Here is a 19,448-nt window from a genome sequence, read left to right on the forward strand (position 1 = left end):
GGCTCAGCGCTTGCCGCGGATGCTGCGCCACAACGTGAACAGCACCAGTGCAAACAACGCGGCGATGCTTGCCAGGGTCCAGACGGTGAAGGGCAGGCCGAGAATCTTGTAATCGTTCTGCCCGCAGATGCCACCGCTCATGAACACGCCCGGCCAGTATTCGTGTAGCGGCAGGGTCTGGTAATAGAACGGGAAGGGCGAGCAGCTGAAGCTTTCCATGATGCCCAGCTCGATGAGAGTGACGTGGGCGTTGTCGATCAGCGCCATGCCACTGGCGGCGAGCAGCAGTGGCCACAGCAGCACCGCCAACCAGGTCTGCCGGGCCGCTGCGGCAGCGCTGAGCAGCAGGGCGATAACAGTGACCAAGACCAGCCACAGACGGATCTGCACACACAGCGTGCAAGGCTCCCAGCCAAAGACGTGCTGCGCGATCAGCGCACCCGCGAGCATGGCGGCGCTGGCCAGAGCGATCACGAGCAGCAGCGGGGCGGGCGTGGTAGAGCGGGACATGAACTTCTCCAACGAGACGGGACGGCCGGGCCACGGCGACAAGCTGCCGTTTGTACCCGAAGGTGGCGTGCGCGGCAATCGAGGATTCCGATGAAAACCATCATTTTCAATGACGCATGACCGCGCCGCAGGCTTCCGCTGCTTGGCGAAGCCGGGCCACGGGGCTGCTCCTGTAGCCCGGCGTCGAGCGCAGCGATACCCAGGAAGCATGTGCCTGCCTGAATACGAAACCGGCGCCCATAAAAAAGCCCCTCGGTCAGGAGCACGAACCGAGGGGCATCAAGGGCCAGCTGCGCTGGCCAGGGAGGGAAAAGCGATTCAGGACGCTGGCTGCCAACCGCCACCCAGCGCCTTGTAGATGGCGACGATGCCTTGGTACAGCTCGACCTCGGCTTGGGCCTGGCTGTCTTCGGCGGCCAGACGCTCACGTTCGGCGTCGAGCAACACCAGAAAATCGGCCGTGCCTTCGCGGTACTGCAAGCCGGCCTGAGCCGCAGCACCACGGCTGGCCTCGGACTGACGTACCAATGCAAGCAGACGCTCTTGGCGTTTGCCGTAATCGCTGAAGGCGTTTTCGGACTCTTCCAGAGCCAGCAATACTTGCTGCTCGTAACCCGCCAGTGCGCCATCGGCATCCGCCTCGGCACCGCGCAGACGGGCACGGACGCTGCCCAGATCGAATGCCGCCCAGGTGATGGTCGGTGCTACGCCCCAGGCGCGCGCCGCCGATGAGCCCAGTTGCGAGCCACGGCCTGCGGTGAAACCAAGGAAGCCGGACAGGCTGACCCGTGGGAACAGATCAGCCGTGGCCACGCCAATCTGAGCGGTGGCTGCGGCCAGCTCACGTTCGGCTGCACGAATATCCGGGCGGCGACGCAGTAACTCACCCGGGTCACCAATAGGCAGCGCCTTGGATATGGCGGGTAGCGGCCGTGGTGCCAGGTCCACACTGAGTTGATCCGGACGCTGACCGAGCAGGGTGGCGATACGGTTGCGAGCCCGCACCTGTTCGGCCTGCAGACGTGGCACTGTAGCCTCGGTGGCCGCCAGACGGGCGTCGGAACGCAGTACGTCCAGCTCGCTGCCCATGCCCACTTCGCGGCGTCGCTCGATGATGTCCCGCGACGAGCGCTGGTTGTCCAGATCGTCACGGGCAATACGCTCACGCAACTGCGCGCCGCGTAGCGTGCCGTAGGCATCCACCAGCTCGGCGATCAGGCTGACCTGCAGTTGCTGATAGTCGGCCTGGGCGACATCGATCTGCGCTTCGCTGGCTTCTAGCTGCCGCTGAATACGCCCGAACAGGTCGAGTTCCCAGGCCATGTCCAGGCCCAGGTCATAACGCTCGGCATTGATCCGTTCTTCAGTCACCCCAGGTTGCTGGGCCTTGCCGATTTCGCTGCTGGCCCGGGTGGTTACGGTGGGCAAGCGGTCATTGGCGACATCGTCGCGGATCGAGCGGGCAGCACGCAGGCGGGCATAGGCCACGCGCAGTTCGCGGTTATCCTGCTGCGACTGCTGCACCAGCTGGCTCAGGGTCGGATCTTCGAACTGCTGCCACCACTGGGTTTCGAAACGGCTGGTGTCGTAGCCTCCCCCGGCGCTTTGCGCCGAGGTCACGGTGGCGGTGTCCGGCGCCTTGTAATCAGGTCCGACTGCACAGGCCGTCAAGGCAAGCGTCAGGGCACTTAGCAGCAGGCTTCGGGGTACCATCTTGGTCAGGGAATTCATGCCTGCACCTCCTGCAGACGGGCGGCCTTGCGAGCTTCGCGTTTTTCCACGAAAGCGCGGATTAGCACATAGAACACTGGCGTCAGCAGCAGGCCGAAGAAGGTCACCCCGAGCATGCCGCTGAACACCGCAACACCCATGGCATGACGCATTTCCGCACCGGCGCCGCTCGACAACACCAGGGGCACCACGCCCATGATGAAGGCGAAGCTGGTCATCAGGATGGGCCGCAACCGCAGGCGGCAGGCTTCCAGCACCGCGGCTACGCGATCGAGGCCATGCTCCTGTTGCTCCTTGGCGAATTCGACGATGAGGATGGCGTTCTTGCACGCCAACCCCACCAGTACGATCAATCCGATCTGAGTGAAGATGTTGTTGTCACCCCCCGCCAGGATCACCCCGGTGATGGCCGACAGCAGCGTCATCGGCACGATCAGGATGACCGCCAGCGGCAGGCTCCAGCTTTCGTACTGAGCAGCCAGCACCAGGAAGGCCAGCAATACGCAGAGCGGGAACACGAACAGCGCGGTGTTGCCGGCGAGGATCTGCTGATAGGTCAGCTCGGTCCACTCGAAGCTCATGCCGTTGGGCAGTTCTTCCTTCAACAGCTTGGCCATCGCCGCTTCGGCCTGGCCGGAGCTGTAGCCGGGCGCCGCTGCACCGTTGATTTCCGCGGTGATGAAGCCGTTGTAGTGCATCACCCGGTCAGGGCCGGCACTGTCGCTGACCTTCACGAAGGTCGACAGCGGGATCATCTCGCCACGGTTGTTGCGCACCTTCAGCTGACCGATCTGATCGGCCTCCAGACGGAACTGCTGATCGGCTTGGACGTTGACCTGATAGGTACGCCCGAAACGGTTGAAGTCGTTGGCGTACAGCGAGCCCAGGTAGACCTGCATGGTGTCGAAGATCTGATCGATATCCACGCCGTGGGTCTTGGCCTTCTCACGGTCGATGCTGGCTTCCACCTGCGGCACGTTGACCTGATAGCTGGTGAACAAGCCGGCCAGTTCCGGCACCTGCTGGCTCTTGGCGATGATGTTCTGAGTCTGTTTGTACAGCTCGTCGTAGCCCAGGTTGGCGCGGTCCTGAACCTGCACACGGAAGCCGCCAATGGTGCCGAGGCCCATCACTGGTGGTGGTGGGAAGATGGCGATGTAAGCCTCTTGAATATCGGCGAACTTGCCGTTGAGTTCGGCCGCGATGGCATTGGCGCTCAGCGATGCATCCTTGCGCTCGTCGAAGTCTTTCAGGGTGACGAACACGATGCCGCTGTTAGGGCTGTTGGTGAAGCCGTTGATCGACAAGCCAGGGAACGCCACAGTGTTGGCCACACCTGGGTGCTTGGAGGCGATGTCGGACATGCGCTTGATCACCGCTTCGCTGCGATCCAGGCTGGCAGCGTCCGGTAGCTGGGCGAAGGCGACCAGGTACTGCTTATCCTGCGGCGGCACAAAGCCGGTGGGCGTGCTGGCAAAGCCCAGGTAGGTCAGGCCCATCAAGCCGGCGTAGACCACCAGAGCGATGCCGCTGCCGCGCAGTACCCGGCGCACGGTACCGACGTAGCCATTGCTGGCACGGTCGAATACCCGGTTGAAGGGGTTGAACAACCAGCGGCCGAACATACGGTCGAGAACGCGCGAGAAGCGATCCTTCGGCTCGTTATGGCCTTTGAGCAGCACGGCAGCCAGGGCCGGCGACAGGGTCAGGGAGTTGAAGGCCGAGATCACCGTGGAGATGGCGATGGTCAGCGCGAACTGCTGATAAAACTGTCCGGTAAGCCCGGAAATGAACGCGGTAGGGATGAACACCGCACACAGCACCAGTGCCGTAGCGACGATGGGCCCGGTGACTTCCTTCATCGCCTGCTTGGTGGCTTCGACCGGCGTTTTGCCGAGGCCGATATTACGCTCGACGTTCTCCACCACCACGATGGCGTCGTCCACCACGATACCGATAGCCAGCACCAGGCCGAACAGCGACAGGGCGTTGAGCGAGAAGCCGAACATGTGCATCACCGCGAAGGTGCCGATCAGCGACACCGGCACGGCGGCCAGGGGAATGATCGACGCGCGCCAGGTCTGCAGGAACAGGATCACCACCAGTACCACCAGCACGATAGCCTCGAGCAGGGTGTGTACCACCGCCTCGATGGAGCCGCGTACGAAGATGGTCGGGTCGTAGACGATTTCGTAGTCCACGCCCTGCGGGAAGCTCTCTTTCAGTTCGGCCATGCGCTGACGCACCGCATCGGAAATGGCGATGGCGTTGGAGCCCGGACGCTGGAAGACCGGCATGGCTACAGCCGGCTGATTGTTGAGCAGCGAGCGCAGTGCGTACTGCTCGGAGCCCAGTTCGATCCGCGCGATGTCCTTGAGGCGAGTGATCTCACCGTTTTCGCCGGCACGAATGACGATGTTTTCGAACTCTTCCTCGGTAACCAGACGGCCCTGGGCATTGATCGACAACTGGAAGCTGGTGTCACCGGCCGCTGGCGGTGCGCCCAGGGAGCCGGCGGCGACCTGACGGTTCTGCTCGCGGATGGCGTTGACCACGTCGGTGGCAGTCAGCCCGCGGGAAGCGACCTTGTCCGGGTCGAGCCAGACGCGCATCGAGTAGTCACCAAGCCCGAACAAACGCACATCACCGACACCGTCAAGACGCGACAGCTCGTCCTTGATGTTCAGCGCGGCGTAGTTGGACAGGTAGAGCATGTCGTAGCTGTTATCCGGCGACGTCAGGTGGACCACCATGGTCATGTCCGGCGAGGCCTTGTCGACCGTCACACCGAGGCGCTGCACCTCGGTGGGCAAGGTCGGCATGGTGCGCGTCACCCGGTTCTGCACCTGCACCTGGGCGGTATCCAGATTGGTACCCAGGGCAAAGGTGATGGTCAGCGTCATGCGCCCGTCATTGTTGGCCTGGGAGGACATGTACAGCATGCCCTCGACACCGACGATGGCCTGTTCCAGCGGCGAGGCCACGGTTTCGCCGATGACCTTGGGGTTGGCGCCCGGGAAGTTGGCGGTAACCACCACGGTAGGCGGTACTACTTCCGGGTATTCGCTGATCGGCAGCTGGAACAGCGAGATGGCGCCGCCGATCAGAATGATCAGCGACAGCACGGCGGCGAAGATCGGCCGCTGGATGAAGAACTGGGAAAAGTTCATCTGAGTGTCCTTGGAATGACGGGCACAGCACAGCCTGCCCACGCCATCAATGGCGCGAGCAGGATTTCAGGTAAGAGAGAAGCGGGTGAAGCAGGGTGTTACTTGAGGCTGACCTTCAGCGGCTCGTCATTGCGTTCGGCACGGGCCGAAGCCACCGCTCGACGCTGACGTTCCAGGGCCGCAAGGGTTTTCTCGTCGGCCATCGGCACTGCCTGCGGATCCACCGTACTGCCCGGAATCGCCCGCTGCAGACCGTTGACCACGATTCGTTCGCCCTTGGCCAGGCCGTCACGGACGATGCGCAGACCTTCGAGCTTCGGCCCCAACTGCACGGAGCGATAGACGACCTTGTTGTCAGTGCCTAGAACTAGCACGAACTTCTTGCCGAGATCGGTACCGACGGCGACATCCTGAATCAAGGTGGCGTCGTAGGTATCGCTGCCGACCAGTTTCAAACGCGCATACAGGCCCGGAGTGAAGCGCCCGTCCGCGTTGTCGAACACTGCGCGGCCACGGATGGTGCCGGTACGTGGATTGACCTGGTTATCGAGGAAGTCCAGCTGGCCCAGATGCGGGTTGCCGTCTTCGTTGGACAGCCCCAGATAAACCGGGCTCTTGCCGCGGCTGTCCTGGCCGGACTGGCGGGCCAGCTCGGTGTACTTGAGGAAGGCGCGCTCATCAGCGTCGAAGTAGGCATACACCTTGTCGGTGGACACCAGCGAGGTCAGCAGCGATTCGCTGGCGGTCACCAGGTTGCCGGCGGTGACTTCGGCGCGGCTTACACGACCGTCGATAGGTGCGGTCACGCGGGTGAAGCTGAGGTTGAGGCGGGCGTTGTCGAGCTCAGCCTGAATACCGGCTACGGCGGCCTGGGCTTCCTGGGCGGCGGTCTTACGCGCATCGGCCAGTTCGGCCGAGATTGCGTTGCCCTCACGCAGGCGCTCACCACGGCGCGATTCACTGACGGTACGGGCCTGATTGGCACGGGATTGTTGCAGTTGCGCTTCGAGGCGTTTCACCTCGGCCTGGAAGGGGCGCGGGTCGATCTGAAACAGCAGGTCGCCTTTCTTCACCAGGGCGCCTTCGTTGAAACTCACCTTGTCGACAAAGCCCGATACACGTGGGCGGATCTGTACGGACTCAGGGGCCTCGAGGCGACCGGTGAATTCATCCCACTCATTGAGTGGCTGTTCGATGACTTCGGCCACAGTGACTTTCGCCGCAGGCATCTGTTGTTGCGCCACATCCTCACTCTTGCCGCAGGCGGCGAGCACCAGCGTTGCGGCGAGTGCCAGAGGAAAGGGCCAGAGCCGGGTAGTGGGCTGTTCCATGATTGCGATCCGCCAAGGTGTTAGTAGTGATGGAGGCGGAGTCTGGTCTCAGCAACATCAAGGAACGAATCGAACGCCCCGAAGATAACTATCACTGTGAATGATGATATTACGATTTGGAATATTAATAGCAAGCTACCTATCTCTATTGCATAGATTGATTAGCTTGGTTGCTGTACCTATTCGAGGCTATCCGGATCACCGAAGAACATCTGGATTCGCGAGCGCAGCCAGCGCTCGGCCGGGTCGTTGTCCTGGGCGCCGCGCCAGGCCATGGACATCTCGAACGTGTCGCTCTCGAACGGTGGATCTTCGGCACGCAGGCCGCCAGCAGCAGTGAGAGTAGCGGCGGTGTAATCGGGCACCACAGCGATCAGGTCGGTACCCGCCAGCAGGGTGCCCAGGCCATTGAACTGCGGTACGGCCAGCACCACCTTACGGCTGCGGTTCAGGCGCGCCAGTTTTTCATCGACGAAACCATTGAGGTCGCCCGCGAAGGACACCATGGCATGCGGGCGAGCGCAGTAGTCGTCCAGGCTCAGCGGACCGGGCACGACATCGGCACGCAACAGCTTTGGCTTGCTGCGACGCAGGGTCTTGCGCTTGGCGTTGGCCGGCAGCTCCTCGGTGTAGCTGACACCCACCGAAATCTCTCCGGAAGCCAGCAGGTTGGGCATCAGCAGGTAATTGGCACGACGCACCACCAGCACCACGTTGGGCGCTTCGGAGCGCAAACGGCGGAGCAGGGCGGGAAGCAGGGCGAATTCGACATCGTCGGAGAGGCCGACGCGAAATACCGCCGTGCTGGTGGCCGGGTCGAATTCCGAAGCACGGCTGACAGCTGTAGAGATCGAATCCAGTGCAGGCGATAGCAGGCCGAAGATTTCCTGGGCGCGGGCCGTGGGCTCCATGCTGCGCCCGGTACGCACGAACAAGGGGTCGTCGAATAGCGTACGCAACCGCGACAACGCGGCGCTAATCGCCGGCTGGCCGAGAAACAGTTTCTCTGCCGCGCGGGTCACGCTGCGTTCGTGCATGAGTGTTTCGAAAACGATCAGCAGGTTGAGATCGAGACGGCGCAGGTCGTTGCGGTTCATCCAAGTACCAATGTGCGGGCTTGCCAGAGCGGGACGCTAGTGAGAGCCTTGTCCGCCAATAGTACGAGCACTTGAGCGAATTGGGAAAGACACCGGTATCATCGATATATCCACACGTTCTAGTGGCCTATATCACTGCCAGGCATGACGACTATCAATCGGGCCGGGTGGTGTACGTGAAGGTCAGCAGATAAAGTCGATTCCAGTGAATAACCAATCCGCGATCAGTTGAGGTTGACGATGTCCCGCATGATCCGTTTCCACAAGTTCGGCGACGCCAGCGTATTGCAGTGCGAAGAAATGCCGACACCTACCCCCGCAGCGGGGGAGGTACTGGTACGCGTCCAGGCCCTTGGGGTTAGCTGGGGTGACGTACTGTGGCGCCAGAATCTGGCGTCGGAAGAAGCCAAATTACCATCAGGTGTCGGCTCAGAATTGGCCGGTATCGTAGAAGCCGTGGGCGAGGGCGTTGATGACCTCGAGGTCGGCGCACAGGTTGCCGCCTTCCCGGCCAGCACCCCCAATCGCTATCCGACCTGGGGCGACCGCGTGGTCGTACCGCGTTTTGCACTGACCCGTTTTCCGGATGTGCTCAGCCCGCAGGAAGCCAGCGTGCACTACACCGGCCTGCTGTTCGCCTACTTCGCGATGGTCGACCTGGCCAAGCTCAAGGCGGGCCAGCACGTGCTGATCACCGAGGCTTGCCATTGCCTGGCTCCGCAGTCGGTTCAGCTGGCCAAGGCGCTTGGCGCCAATGTCATCGTATCGACCAGCGTGCCGGGCAGCCGTGAGTTCCTGCGTGAACTAGGCGCCGACAAGATCATCTTCACCGAAGAGCAGGATCTGGTTCTCGAGGTCGAACGTTATACAGAAGGCAAGGGCGCCGAAGTGATCCTCGACCATTGCGCTGGTCAGCAGCTCAAACTGCTCGGTGATGTTGCGGCCACCCGGGGCAAGCTGATTCTGTACGGTCTCAACGGCGGTAACGATGCCGCATTCCCGGCCTGCGCCGCGTTCAAGAAACACCTGCAGTTCTTCCGTCACTGCGTGCTGGATTTCACTGGGCACTCGGAGCTGGGGATCGAACAGGATTGCGCAGCAGTACAGCGGGCGCTCGATCACATCAACAAGCTCACCGCGGAAGGCGTGCTCAAGCCGCGTATCGACAAGACCTTCCCGTTCGAGGAGTTTGTCGAAGCACATCGCTACATGGAAGCCTGCCCGGATCGCGGCCGCGTCGCACTGACACTGGAATGATCCAACCCTGAACGAAAGAAGCCCGGCATTTGACCGGGCTTTTTTCTGGGGCGACACATCCCTGTGTCAGGCCTGAAGCATGTCGCAAATCGATTGCGGTTTGATGACGGAAGCCGGGGGCTGATCCACTAACTACTTTCACGCACCCGCAGTTCGAAGCCGAGGTCGACGCTTGACGCGGCAGGGCGGCCATCGAGCATTTTCAGCAGCAGATTGGCGGCTTCGCGGCCGACTTCGGTGCGCGGTGTGTGGATGGACGACAGCCTTGGCACCGTATGGGCTGAAGCCGGCAGGTCGTTGAAGCCGACCAGCGCTACACGCCCTGGAACCGCAATGCCGCAACGCTGTGCTTCGAACAGTGCGCCTTGGGCAAGGTCGTCATTGCAGAAGAAGATGCCGTCGATATCCGGATGGCGTTGCATCAGCTCACGAAACAGCTGGCCGCCTAAACCGATGGATGAGGGCAGGGGATGCAGCAGTTCCAGCGCCGGGTCATAGACGCCGGCCGCCTGAAGCGTGCGTCGAAACCCTTCACCACGCTGCATCACCCGCGGATCGAGCTGGGCAGCGATGTAAGCGAGGCGTTTGCGTCCCTGCTGCAGTAGGTGCTGTGCAACGGCTTCACCGGCTGCCTGCTGAGAAAATCCGACGCTAGCGATACCGGGTGCACTGCTCAATTCCATCATGTGCACGCAGGGTATGCGGCTGGCACTCAGCAGGTGTCGCGTGCCCTCGGTGCGGTCGAAACCGGTCAGCAGCATGCCCATCGGCCGATATGGCAGATAGTTACGCACCAGCCGTTCTTCCTCATCGCGGCAGTAGTGGTAATCGCCAATCAATACCTCGATACCGCGTGGGCGCATCACTTCGTGAATCGCATCTAGCGGCTCGATGAACAACTGGTTGGACAGGGAAGGGATCAGCACCACCACCGACGTACTGCGCGCCGATGCCAGGGTGCGCGCGGCAGGGTTCGCCACGTAGCCCAGCTCGTCGGCAGCCTTGCGTACGCGCTCAGCCAGATCAGCCCCCACAGTCGCCACGCCACGCAATGCGCGTGATGCAGTGATGGTGGAAACACCTGCACGCTCGGCGACCTCTGCAAGCGTGGGCATACCAAGGGTGCGGGAACTGCTTTGCGTCGGAGATTTCATTGCAAGGGCTTGTCATCGGCAGTAATTGATGTTTAAGGTAGCGCTGTCTCGAAGGCTTGGCAATCTTGTGGATTGCTCATCTGGCCTAGAGCAGCAGTACCTGGCGAATAACATTTACAACATTCGAAGCCGCCGTCTTGCAGATATTCACAATCTCCAAAGATAGCGCTGTCTTCCGCTGGAGTTGCGTATGCATAACCCAATAACCGCCTTGGTAGTCATGGGCGTATCCGGCTGTGGCAAGAGCTGTGTCGGAGAATCTATCGCCGAAAAGATCGGCGGTTACCTGATCGAAGGTGACCAGTTTCACCCACCCGCGAACATCGAGAAGATGAGCGCCGGCACGCCTCTTACCGATGAGGATCGTGCTGACTGGCTGACTCGCCTGGGCCAGGAACTGGCCAGCGCACTCGAAACCCATGACAGGCCACTACTGGCCTGCTCCTCACTCAAACGCAAATACCGTGATCGGCTGCGCGAAGCCGTGCCTGGTCTGGGCTTCGTCTTTCTCGAATTGACTCGTGAGGAGGCTGCCAGGCGTGTGGGCGACCGCCCTGGTCATTTCATGCCAGCCAGCCTTATCGACAGCCAGTTCGCCACGCTTGAGTCGCCCAATGGCGAGCCCGCAACGCTGACCCTCGATGCCACGCAATCTATCGATACGCTCGGTCAGCAGGCCGCTGACTGGTGGCGCGCGTCCGATCGATAACACCCGCAGATAACGCAACAACCCAGCTTCTCCCATAACAAAGACAAGTGGAGACGATATGAAAACCATCCATCAAGCTCACCGTTACCTTTCACCGCAAGATGATCATGCTCGGCCTTGCCGAGTAGCTGTAGCTGCAGAGGAGGGCGCTCATCATGAATGAGGTGACCACCACCCTCGGCGCAGGGGCGCTTCTGTCCATCGCAGCAGGCGCCGTGCTTCTGCTGCTATTGATGATCATCCGCTTCCGTCTGCATGCATTCCTGGCGCTCGTGGTGGTGAGTATTTTCACCGCGCTGGCCACGCAGATTCCCTTCGACAAGATTGTCCCGACGTTACTCGGTGGTTTCGGCACCACGCTAGCGGCCGTGGCCTTGCTGGTCGGCCTCGGCGCCATGATCGGCCGATTGCTGGAAATAACCGGCGGCGCCCAGGTGCTGGCAGACACGCTGATCAACAAGTTCGGCGAACACCGGGCACCGTTTGCCCTGGGTGTCGCTTCATTGCTGTTCGGCTTCCCGATCTTCTTCGACGCCGGCTTGATCGTCATGCTGCCGATCATCTTCAGCGTGGCCAAGCGCTTCGGCGGCTCGACGCTGACGTACGCATTGCCGGCCGCAGGTGCTTTTGCTGCGATGCATGCGCTGGTGCCGCCGCATCCCGGCCCTGTGGCAGCCGCCGAGTTGCTGGGCGCGAACATCGGTTTGCTGGTCATCGTCGGGACAATCATCGCACTGCCGACCTGGTACTTCGGTGCCTATCTGTTCGGCCTGTGGGCGGGCAAACGCTTCAATCTCAAACTGCCGGCCAGCTTTCTGACCGATGTGGAACGCGATGCCAGCGTGGCACCGCCGCGATTCGGGCTGGTGCTGACCATTCTGCTGATGCCCCTGGTGCTGATCTTCCTGGACACCGGCCTCAATACCCTCAGCGTAATGGGCACGGTCGACGGCAATAGCACGTGGGTGCAGTTCTTGCGCATGATTGGTAAGACTCCAGTGGCACTGCTGATCACCGTACTGTTCGCGCTGATCGCCTTCAGTGGCCGACACACCCGCCAACATCTCGAAAAGGTCTGTGAAGGCGCGCTTGGACCGATCTGCTCGATCATCCTGGTAACAGGAGCAGGGGGCATGTTCGGTGGCGTGCTGCGCACCAGCGGTATCGGCGATGCACTGGCGGATACGCTTTCGGATACAGGCATGCCGGTAATTCTCGCGGCCTTCGTAATCTCCGCCGCGCTGCGGGTGGCACAAGGCTCAGCGACCGTCGCGCTGACTACCACGGCAGCACTGGTAGCCCCAATGGTTGCGGCTACACCAGGGCTCAGTCAGTTCGACCTGTGCTTTATCGTCGTTGCCATTGCTGGCGGTGCAACGGTGCTGTCCCACGTCAACGACTCCGGCTTCTGGCTGGTCAGCCGTTTCCTGGAAATGGACGAAAAAACCACCCTCAAAACCTGGACGGTGATGGAAACCCTGCTGGGCAGCATCGCATTCATGCTGGCCGTGATAGGTAGCCTGATCCTGTAAAGGTTGCCGCCCTCGAGGCCTTGCCGATGACCGCAACGGTTGCCGGCAAGGCCTCGATGCTTTATGGACAGACTGCCTAGACGTATTCGCTCAATAACCTACAGTGAGGATCAAGAGGCCGCCTGAAACGGCCAGCAACCTGCGACAGGAAGCCGCCAGGCGCCATTATCTACGGAGCGTTCCCCATGCCGACAGTCACCAGCAAAGCCCCGGAATTCACTCACACCAGCAAAAGCGGCACACATAACGTGCAGCTCGAATTCATCTGGGCAAACGAATCGGGCGGCGTCGCACAAGCGGTCATCGCTACATTTCACGACGACGCAGGTAAGCCAATCAAACGTCTCACCGTGCCAGGCCCATTCAGCGAATCTGGCAGCGCACGCAAAGCAGTGATCACTAGAGCAAACGCCTGGTTCGATCATGGTCAGGAATGACGGTTGGGAATGAGATATTCAGTAGAAAAGCGAGATGTGACTTCCACACATCCCAAAGCATCAGTTCGCATAATGTATATTATGTTAAATTGCGTATCCGGCTATCTGAAGTCGTTCGTATCAGATGCTGAATTAACCAAGCTCTACTCTGCCACGTAGAAGCTTGAACAAAATACATCGAGCTTCTCCGTGGCACGGCACCCTAAGGCCTATTCGGCGCCTCTACATCAGAATATGTCAGGACAGCATCCGGAAGCCGTAAACCTTCGTGGATTACGGCGAGGTGCTGGTGATCTTGACCATTTCGTTGGTCACGTCCGGTAATCCGCCCTGGGCAGGAACGAAGGTTTTCAGGAGGCGGCCGCTATAAGGCCCCTCGGACGCAAACCAGCTCTCGATGACGGCCAGATTTCTTCCATCCTTGCTGGATGCGACCCCGAGGAAATCTCATTGGTGAACTTGCAGGTATCGAAAGTACCCAGCGGGCTCGTGATCGTCTCTCGACCAATATAGGTGTGCTTCTCTGTAATCTCCGACTCTACGCCCGGGCCGGCCGTGACGGTTTTACTGAGATAGCTGACCGTAACGCTTTGCCCCGGCTGAAAATCGATCGGAACAGCCGGTGGCGGGATGTTGTAGGTAGTGACCAGTGATGCACCGCTGCCGTGTTGGTTGCCATATCGGATGATCTTGCCATCCACGAGGTCAACGAAGACGTAACCCGTGAAGGCCGGGGCGTTATTGATCAGCGTCGTTTGTGCCTGAACCAGCGGATTGGCATCTGCGAATGACTGACGGCCCAGGGTTTCGGTTTTGTTGTGGCCTAACACGTCGGGCGCGTTGCTGATCCGAGCCTGCGTTTCGACCACACTGCCCTGTCGGAAGTCTGACTCGGCAATGCAGGCGCCCGATGACGCATCACTTGCAGCCGATGAGCCCGCGAATGCCCCGCTCCACGCCACTACTATCACAGCCGTAACGCGCGTCGTTCGCTTGAGAGAACGACGTTGCGAACTGATTTCACCCATGAAGCGCCTCTTGTCTGGCAGCAATGAACGTCCTTCGCCTGGCACTCGCTGCGCGAATCGCTCGGCTGCGTCAGGGTAAAGACAAACCATGGAAATTATCAGCAGCTCTAACAGGGCTCAATAGCACAGATGTGCTGCACGACTGCCCTCTCCGCCCACCACGCCGAATAGCCGGATCGATGAGCCGGAGAGGATTTTCAACAGTCGCCCCGGCTTCACAACACGCTGGCTAAAAACTCGCGCAGGCGCGGATGCTGCGGATTGTCGAGCAGCGTGCGAGCGTCACCGCCCTCCACCACCCTGCCGTTGTCCATGAACACGATATTGTCCGCCACTTCCCGGGCAAAACCGATTTCATGGGTCACCACCACCATGGTGATGCCCGAGTGCGCCAGTTGCTTCATCGCCTGCAGCACCTCGCCGACCAGTTCGGGGTCGAGGGCGGAAGTCGGTTCGTCGAACAGCATCACGTCGGGCTGCATGGCCAGCGCGCGGGCGATTGCCACACGCTGCTGCTGGCCGCCGGACAGCTCGCGCGGCCAGGCTTGCGCGCGATGTGCCAGGCCCACCTGTTCGAGCAGTTGCATGGCTCGCGCTTCCACCTCGGCACGCTTCTGACGAAGGATGCGCATCGGTGCATCGACGATGTTCTGCAACACGGTGCGATGCGGGAACAGGTTGAACTGCTGGAACACCATGCCGATACGCTGGCGCTGCTGGGCCACGACCTTTTCCGGCAGCTCGTACAGGGCCTGGCCCTTGCGCTGGTAGCCGATCAGGGTCTCGCCGACATGTATGGTGCCGCCGTCGAGCTTTTCCAGGTGGTTGATGCAGCGCAGCAGGGTCGATTTGCCGGAACCGGACGGCCCGAGAATCACCGTTACCGAGCCGGCGGCGATGTCCAGATCGATACCGTGCAGCACGGTGTTGCCGGAGAACTGCTTGTGCACGCCACGCAGGCGGATGGACTCACTCATGCTTCGGACTCCTGCGTGCCCTTGTTGCGGCGCAACCAACTGCTGCGTGCCGGGCCATTGCCGCGGCTGAACCACACTTCCACGTAATGCTGCAGCACCGACAGCACCGAGGTCATCACCAGGTACCAGGCCGTGGCCACCAGCAGCAGTGGAATCACTTCATAGGTGCGCTGATAGATGATCTGCGCCGAATAGAGCACGTCCTGCAGCGCGATCACCGACACCACCGCGGTGGTTTTCAGCTGACCGATCACTTCGTTGCCTGCTGGCGGCAGAATGGTGCGCATGGCCTGTGGCAGCACCGTCTGCCGGAATATCTGCCCTGGGCGATAGCCGAGTGCCTTGGCGGCTTCAAGCTGGCCCTGGCCGACGCTCTGGATGCCGGCGCGGATGATTTCTGCCGCATAGGCGGACTGGTGAATGACCAGTGCCAGAACCGCCGCGCTGAACGGGCTGATCACCTCGTTGGTGGCAGCGCTCCACACCTCGCCAACGAACGGCAGGCTCAGTGACAGCTGCGGATAGAGTGCGGCGACGTTGTACCAGAGGAACAGCTGCACCAGCATCGGCACGGCCCGGAAGAACCAAGTGTAACCCCAGCTGACACTGACCAGCACCGGGTTGGAAGACAGGCGCATCAAGGCCAGCAGCGTACCGCCGGCGAAGCCGAAGACCACCGAGATGACCGTCAGCTCGATGGTCATCAGCACGCCGTTGAGGATCGATTCCTCTGTCAGGTTCTGTGCCACCACGTCCCATTCGAAACGCGGGTTGTTGACCATCGAAGTGGCCACCAGCGACAGCAGCAGCAAGACAATCAGGGCGCTGAACCAGCGCCCCCAGTGACGGTGTTTGACGATGCGCAGCCCGGCGATGTCGTCGTCAGGCCGTGGGCTCATTTGATGTTTTCTTCGTTGAGGCCAGCGGACTCGACTGCGCCGAAGCCGATTTCCCACTTGTCGAGAATCTGCTGGTAGGTGCCGTCCTTGATCAGCGAGTTGACCGCTGCCTGGATCGGTTTACCCAGCGGAGAGTCCTTGGCCAGGGCGATGGAAACGATGGTGTCCTCGATGGTGATCTCACCCGCCAGCTTCAGCGCCTTCACCTGGCTGGCTTGATAGCGCAGGCCTTCGTAGGGGCCGAAGAACATCGGCACGCGGCCACTGATCACTGCCTGCACGCCAGCCGGGCGATCCGGAAAGATCGGCACGTTGATGGCAGGCTTACCATCGGCCACGCAGGCTTCGCTGGCTTGCTGCAGACGGGTCACCTGGGAAGTGCCGGCGCCGGCGCCGACGGTCTGCCCGCAGAGTTCCGGGAAGGTATTGAACGGCCCATTGGTGGCATCGCTACGGCCGATCAGCGCCAGCTTGGAGGCGTTGTAGTAACCGACGAAATCCACCTGCTCGAGACGCTTGGCATTGGCGTCGATATTGGAGATCGCCGCATCGTAACGCCCGGACTTCAGGCCCGGAATGATGTTGTCGAAACCACCGGTATCGCGCAGCTCCAGCTTCACGCCGAGGCGATCGGCAACGGCGCTGATGATGTCGATTTCACGCCCTGCAAGGGTCTTGTTGTCGGCCTGGTAGAAGGTGGTCGGCGGCGTGTTCGGGTTGGTGCCGGCGATGATGCTGCCACGTTTCTTGATCGCTTCCGGCAGGCTGTCGTGTAGCGCAGCATCGGCCTCGGGTTTGGCGGTGGCGTCGAAAGGCACGCCCTTGTCGGCGGCGAAGGCGCTGGAAAGTGGCAGCAGTGCGAAGGCAGCAGCGGTCAGTGCAAGGCGTTTCATGGGTTATTCCTTCTCGGTTGCCAGCGGGGCAACGGCGGCAAAATTTTCGTCAACGGAGGGCAGGCCGAGGTTTTCACGCAGCGTGCTGTATAGGTATTCGCTGCGGAACAGGCCGCGGCGTTGCAATTCGGGAATCACCAGCTCGACGAACAGTTCCAGTTGGTCAGGCAGCACGGCCGGCATGATGTTGAAACCATCGGCACCGCCCTGCTCCAGCCAGAGCTGGAAGTCATCGGCGATATCTTCCGCAGTACCAACCACCACACGGTGGCCGCGCGAGCCAGCAGCAACCGCAGCCAGTTGGCGCAGGGTCAGGTTTTCCCGGGCCGCCAGCTCGGTGAGCAGCTTGACGCGGCTCTGGCTGCCTTCGGTCGCGGGAATCTCCGGCACCGGGCCATCGAGCGGGTACGCCGTCATGTCCACGCCGAAACGGGCGGACAGCTGCTCGATACCGTTGTCGATATCCACCAGTTCATTGAGCTGGTTCCAGACTTCCTGCGCCTGTTCGCGGGTACGCCCGACAATCGGCATCACCCCCGGCAGAATCAACAGGTGATCGGCATGGCGACCGGCGTCACGCACGAACTGCTTCTGGCTCTTGTAGAACGCCTGACCTTCTTCCAGCGAAGACGCAGCGGTGAACACCACCTCGGCGGTTTGCGCCGCCAGCTGCTGCCCGGCAGGCGAGGAGCCCGCCTCGATGATCACCGGACGGCCCTGGGGAGAACGCGCGATGTTCAGCGGGCCCTGCACCTGGAAGTGCTTGCCCTTGTGGTTGGCTGCGTGAATCTTGCTTTCGTCGGAGTAACGGCCAGTGTCCTTCTCACGGACGATGGCACCCTCCTCCCAGCCATCCCACAGTTTGAAGGCCACATCGAGGAACTCGCGGGCCATTTCATAGCGGTCGGCGTGGGACGGCAGGTCTTCACGGCTGAAGTTGCGGGCCGCGTCGAGGGAGAACGAAGTGACTACGTTCCAGGCGCCACGCCCGTGGCTGATGTGATCCACCGAGCAAAGCGCGCGCGCCAGGTGGAACGGCTCATCGAAGGTCGTGGACGCGGTGGCGGCCAGGCCGATGTGCTTGGTTTGCACGGCCAGCGCAGACAGCAGGGTCAGCGGTTCGAGGCGCGACATGGTGGACGGCAGACGATGCACGCTGGTGGCCAGCGCATCGCCGACGAAGAACATGTCGAACTTGCCCGCTTCCGCGGTCTTGGCGATCCACGTGAACCACTCGACATCGGTGGGCGAACCTTTCGCGCCCTCGGCACGCCAGCCACCCACGTGGTGCCCCAGCGCCTGCACGAACAGACCAAGGCGTAGCTGACGGGGCGACGTTTGTTGCACGGACATAACCAATCCTTATTGAAAGCCAACGAGTGAGATCAGGCGATGCAGCGCGGCATCGTCTGCAAGGCGTAGATCCTGGCTGATTGCGAATACTCGCTCATCAGGCAGCGATTGAAGATTCTTGTGCAGTTTGGCCTGCACGTCGGTGGGCAGTGCGGCGGTCTCCTTGCGGGTCACGCAATGGCTGTGGGAAGACCCATCGGCCATGAACAGGGTGACCCGGTGAAAACGCAGGTCAGGGTCGAGCTCGTCCGCCGGCGCATTCAGGTCCGGCACGCGGCGCACCCGTGCAGCCAGGGCGGCAATGGTCGGCTCGACCGGTGCCTCGCCGTAGCGCTCGAGGGACACTGCACCGTTGCTCAGTGCATCGGCGATCACATACTCCAGGCTGAAGCGCGCTTCCACACCATTGACCGGCGCGATGATGTTCGGCGCGGTATCGGCCCCCGGCGGAAAGCTCACCTCGATGCGCTGCACAGCATCCAGCTCGCCGCCGAGAAGCTCGCGCAGCACGAACGCAGCTTCGGCAGCGCTGTGGGTGCCGCCGCAGGTGGGGTAACGCTTGAACTCCAGCCCCGGCGCGATGATCCGCCACGGCTCGCCCCACCCCGCCAGCAGGTCATCCGGCTGGGCAACGCCGAAACCGAGCGTGCTCAGAAACGCCTCCAGCACCCCTTGGCGCTGCGCCGCGAACCCGCTACGGGCCAGCTCGATACTGTTGACCGCGCTGCGCGCCGCATAGCCGGCATGCAGTGCCTTGGCGGCAGAACCGAACTGGGCGCGCAGGCCCGAAGCCTGGGTAGCGGCAAGGCCAATGGCGACTTCGGTCTGCTCCAGGGTCAGGCGCAGCAGGCGACTGGCAGCACCGACGGCGGCAATCACGCCCAGGGTCGCAGTACTGTGCAAGCCGGCCGCGTAGTGACGGGTGCCAATGGCCTTGCCCAAGCGGCCGGCCAGTTCCACGCCGACCACATAGGCATCGAGAAAGTCGTCAGCCGCCTGGCCCGGATAACGTCCGCTCAACGCCAACAGCGTGGAGAGCACCACCGTGGTGGGATGCCCACGAAACGTCGCGTGGTAGTCGTCGAAATCCAGCGCATGGCTCATGTAACCCAGCTGCAGCGCCTGGTTCTCGGTACTGCCCGCCGCGGGGAATACGTCGCGAACAGGCACCAGCCCGGAATCGGCAAGCAGACCAAGCTGCACTGGCAGCAGGCACGCGAAGTAATCCATCAGCCCTTCACGGGCATGCTGACGTTCACGTTCACCTGGGTGGATGTCGAAAAGCGCCTTGGCCAACTGGCCGTTAAGGGAAGTGTTCAAAAGGCACCTTTAAAAGTAAGGCTTTGAGCTACATCAAGAATTTTTTACCA

16 protein-coding genes are annotated in these 19,448 nt (G+C 61.5%); 4 read left to right on the forward strand and 12 right to left on the reverse strand.

From position 1 onward, the window contains the following. Positions 1-3 precede the first annotated feature (3 nt). From K5Q02_RS16440 to K5Q02_RS16460, 5 genes are all read right to left on the reverse strand, one after another. Positions 4-510 carry a disulfide bond formation protein B gene (locus K5Q02_RS16440; RefSeq protein WP_225832280.1) on the reverse strand — a complete coding sequence of 169 codons (507 nt, stop codon included), beginning with the start codon at positions 508-510 and terminating at the stop codon, positions 4-6. Between the two features lie 318 nt (positions 511-828). After that, entirely contained in the window at positions 829-2,223 is a 1,395-nt protein-coding gene (locus K5Q02_RS16445; RefSeq protein ID WP_442964013.1) for an efflux transporter outer membrane subunit, read from the reverse strand. A gap of 14 nt (positions 2,224-2,237) precedes the next feature. Then, a complete protein-coding gene (locus K5Q02_RS16450; protein ID WP_225832282.1) occupies positions 2,238-5,411 on the reverse strand; it encodes an efflux RND transporter permease subunit in 3,174 nt (1,057 codons plus the stop codon). Positions 5,412-5,509: 98 nt separating this feature from the next. Further along, positions 5,510-6,742 (reverse strand): multidrug efflux RND transporter periplasmic adaptor subunit MexE, encoded by a 1,233-nt coding sequence (gene mexE / locus K5Q02_RS16455; protein ID WP_225832283.1) that lies wholly within the window; start codon positions 6,740-6,742, stop codon positions 5,510-5,512. Between the two features lie 179 nt (positions 6,743-6,921). Beyond that, positions 6,922-7,839 carry a LysR family transcriptional regulator gene (locus tag K5Q02_RS16460; RefSeq protein ID WP_225832284.1) on the reverse strand — a complete coding sequence of 306 codons (918 nt, stop codon included), beginning with the start codon at positions 7,837-7,839 and terminating at the stop codon, positions 6,922-6,924. Positions 7,840-8,079: 240 nt separating this feature from the next. Between K5Q02_RS16460 and K5Q02_RS16465 the strand changes: the two genes are divergently transcribed. After that, entirely contained in the window at positions 8,080-9,096 is a 1,017-nt protein-coding gene (locus K5Q02_RS16465) for a zinc-dependent alcohol dehydrogenase family protein (protein WP_225832285.1), read from the forward strand. A gap of 128 nt (positions 9,097-9,224) precedes the next feature. Here K5Q02_RS16465 and K5Q02_RS16470 read toward each other — a convergent pair whose 3' ends face one another. Then, positions 9,225-10,250: a LacI family DNA-binding transcriptional regulator gene (locus K5Q02_RS16470; protein ID WP_225832286.1), complete on the reverse strand. Its 1,026-nt coding sequence runs from the start codon at positions 10,248-10,250 to the stop codon at positions 9,225-9,227. 220 nt (positions 10,251-10,470) lie between these two features. On the opposite strand from K5Q02_RS16470, the gene K5Q02_RS16475 reads away from it, so the two are divergent. The 3 genes from K5Q02_RS16475 (at position 10,471) to K5Q02_RS16485 (ending at position 12,928) form a co-directional block, all read left to right on the forward strand. Then, complete coding sequence (locus K5Q02_RS16475; protein ID WP_225839708.1) at positions 10,471-10,959, forward strand: gluconokinase; 489 nt, start codon at positions 10,471-10,473, stop codon at positions 10,957-10,959. A 155-nt stretch (positions 10,960-11,114) separates the two neighbouring features. Next, positions 11,115-12,491 carry a GntP family permease gene (locus tag K5Q02_RS16480; protein WP_225832288.1) on the forward strand — a complete coding sequence of 459 codons (1,377 nt, stop codon included), beginning with the start codon at positions 11,115-11,117 and terminating at the stop codon, positions 12,489-12,491. A gap of 185 nt (positions 12,492-12,676) precedes the next feature. Beyond that, positions 12,677-12,928, forward strand: a complete 252-nt coding sequence (locus K5Q02_RS16485; RefSeq protein ID WP_225832290.1) for a hypothetical protein — start codon at positions 12,677-12,679, stop codon at positions 12,926-12,928. Positions 12,929-13,278: 350 nt separating this feature from the next. Here K5Q02_RS16485 and K5Q02_RS16490 read toward each other — a convergent pair whose 3' ends face one another. From K5Q02_RS16490 to K5Q02_RS16515, 6 genes are all read right to left on the reverse strand, one after another. Beyond that, positions 13,279-13,956 carry a hypothetical protein gene (locus K5Q02_RS16490; RefSeq protein WP_225832291.1) on the reverse strand — a complete coding sequence of 226 codons (678 nt, stop codon included), beginning with the start codon at positions 13,954-13,956 and terminating at the stop codon, positions 13,279-13,281. A gap of 215 nt (positions 13,957-14,171) precedes the next feature. After that, a complete protein-coding gene (locus K5Q02_RS16495) occupies positions 14,172-14,933 on the reverse strand; it encodes an amino acid ABC transporter ATP-binding protein (RefSeq protein ID WP_225832293.1) in 762 nt (253 codons plus the stop codon). Next, a complete protein-coding gene (locus tag K5Q02_RS16500) occupies positions 14,930-15,832 on the reverse strand; it encodes an amino acid ABC transporter permease (protein WP_225832295.1) in 903 nt (300 codons plus the stop codon). The genes K5Q02_RS16495 and K5Q02_RS16500 overlap by 4 nt, the downstream gene beginning before the upstream one ends. Next, complete coding sequence (locus K5Q02_RS16505; protein WP_225832296.1) at positions 15,829-16,725, reverse strand: ABC transporter substrate-binding protein; 897 nt, start codon at positions 16,723-16,725, stop codon at positions 15,829-15,831. The genes K5Q02_RS16500 and K5Q02_RS16505 overlap by 4 nt, the downstream gene beginning before the upstream one ends. A 3-nt stretch (positions 16,726-16,728) precedes the next feature. Next, positions 16,729-18,078, reverse strand: coding sequence for an LLM class flavin-dependent oxidoreductase (locus K5Q02_RS16510; protein WP_225832298.1), 1,350 nt, complete (start codon positions 18,076-18,078; stop codon positions 16,729-16,731). A gap of 9 nt (positions 18,079-18,087) precedes the next feature. After that, positions 18,088-19,398, reverse strand: a complete 1,311-nt coding sequence (locus K5Q02_RS16515) for an MmgE/PrpD family protein (protein WP_225832299.1) — start codon at positions 19,396-19,398, stop codon at positions 18,088-18,090. Between the last annotated feature and the right edge of the window lie 50 nt (positions 19,399-19,448).

The organism is Pseudomonas sp. MM211, assembly GCF_020386635.1.
Taxonomy (GTDB): Bacteria; Pseudomonadota; Gammaproteobacteria; order Pseudomonadales; family Pseudomonadaceae; genus Aquipseudomonas.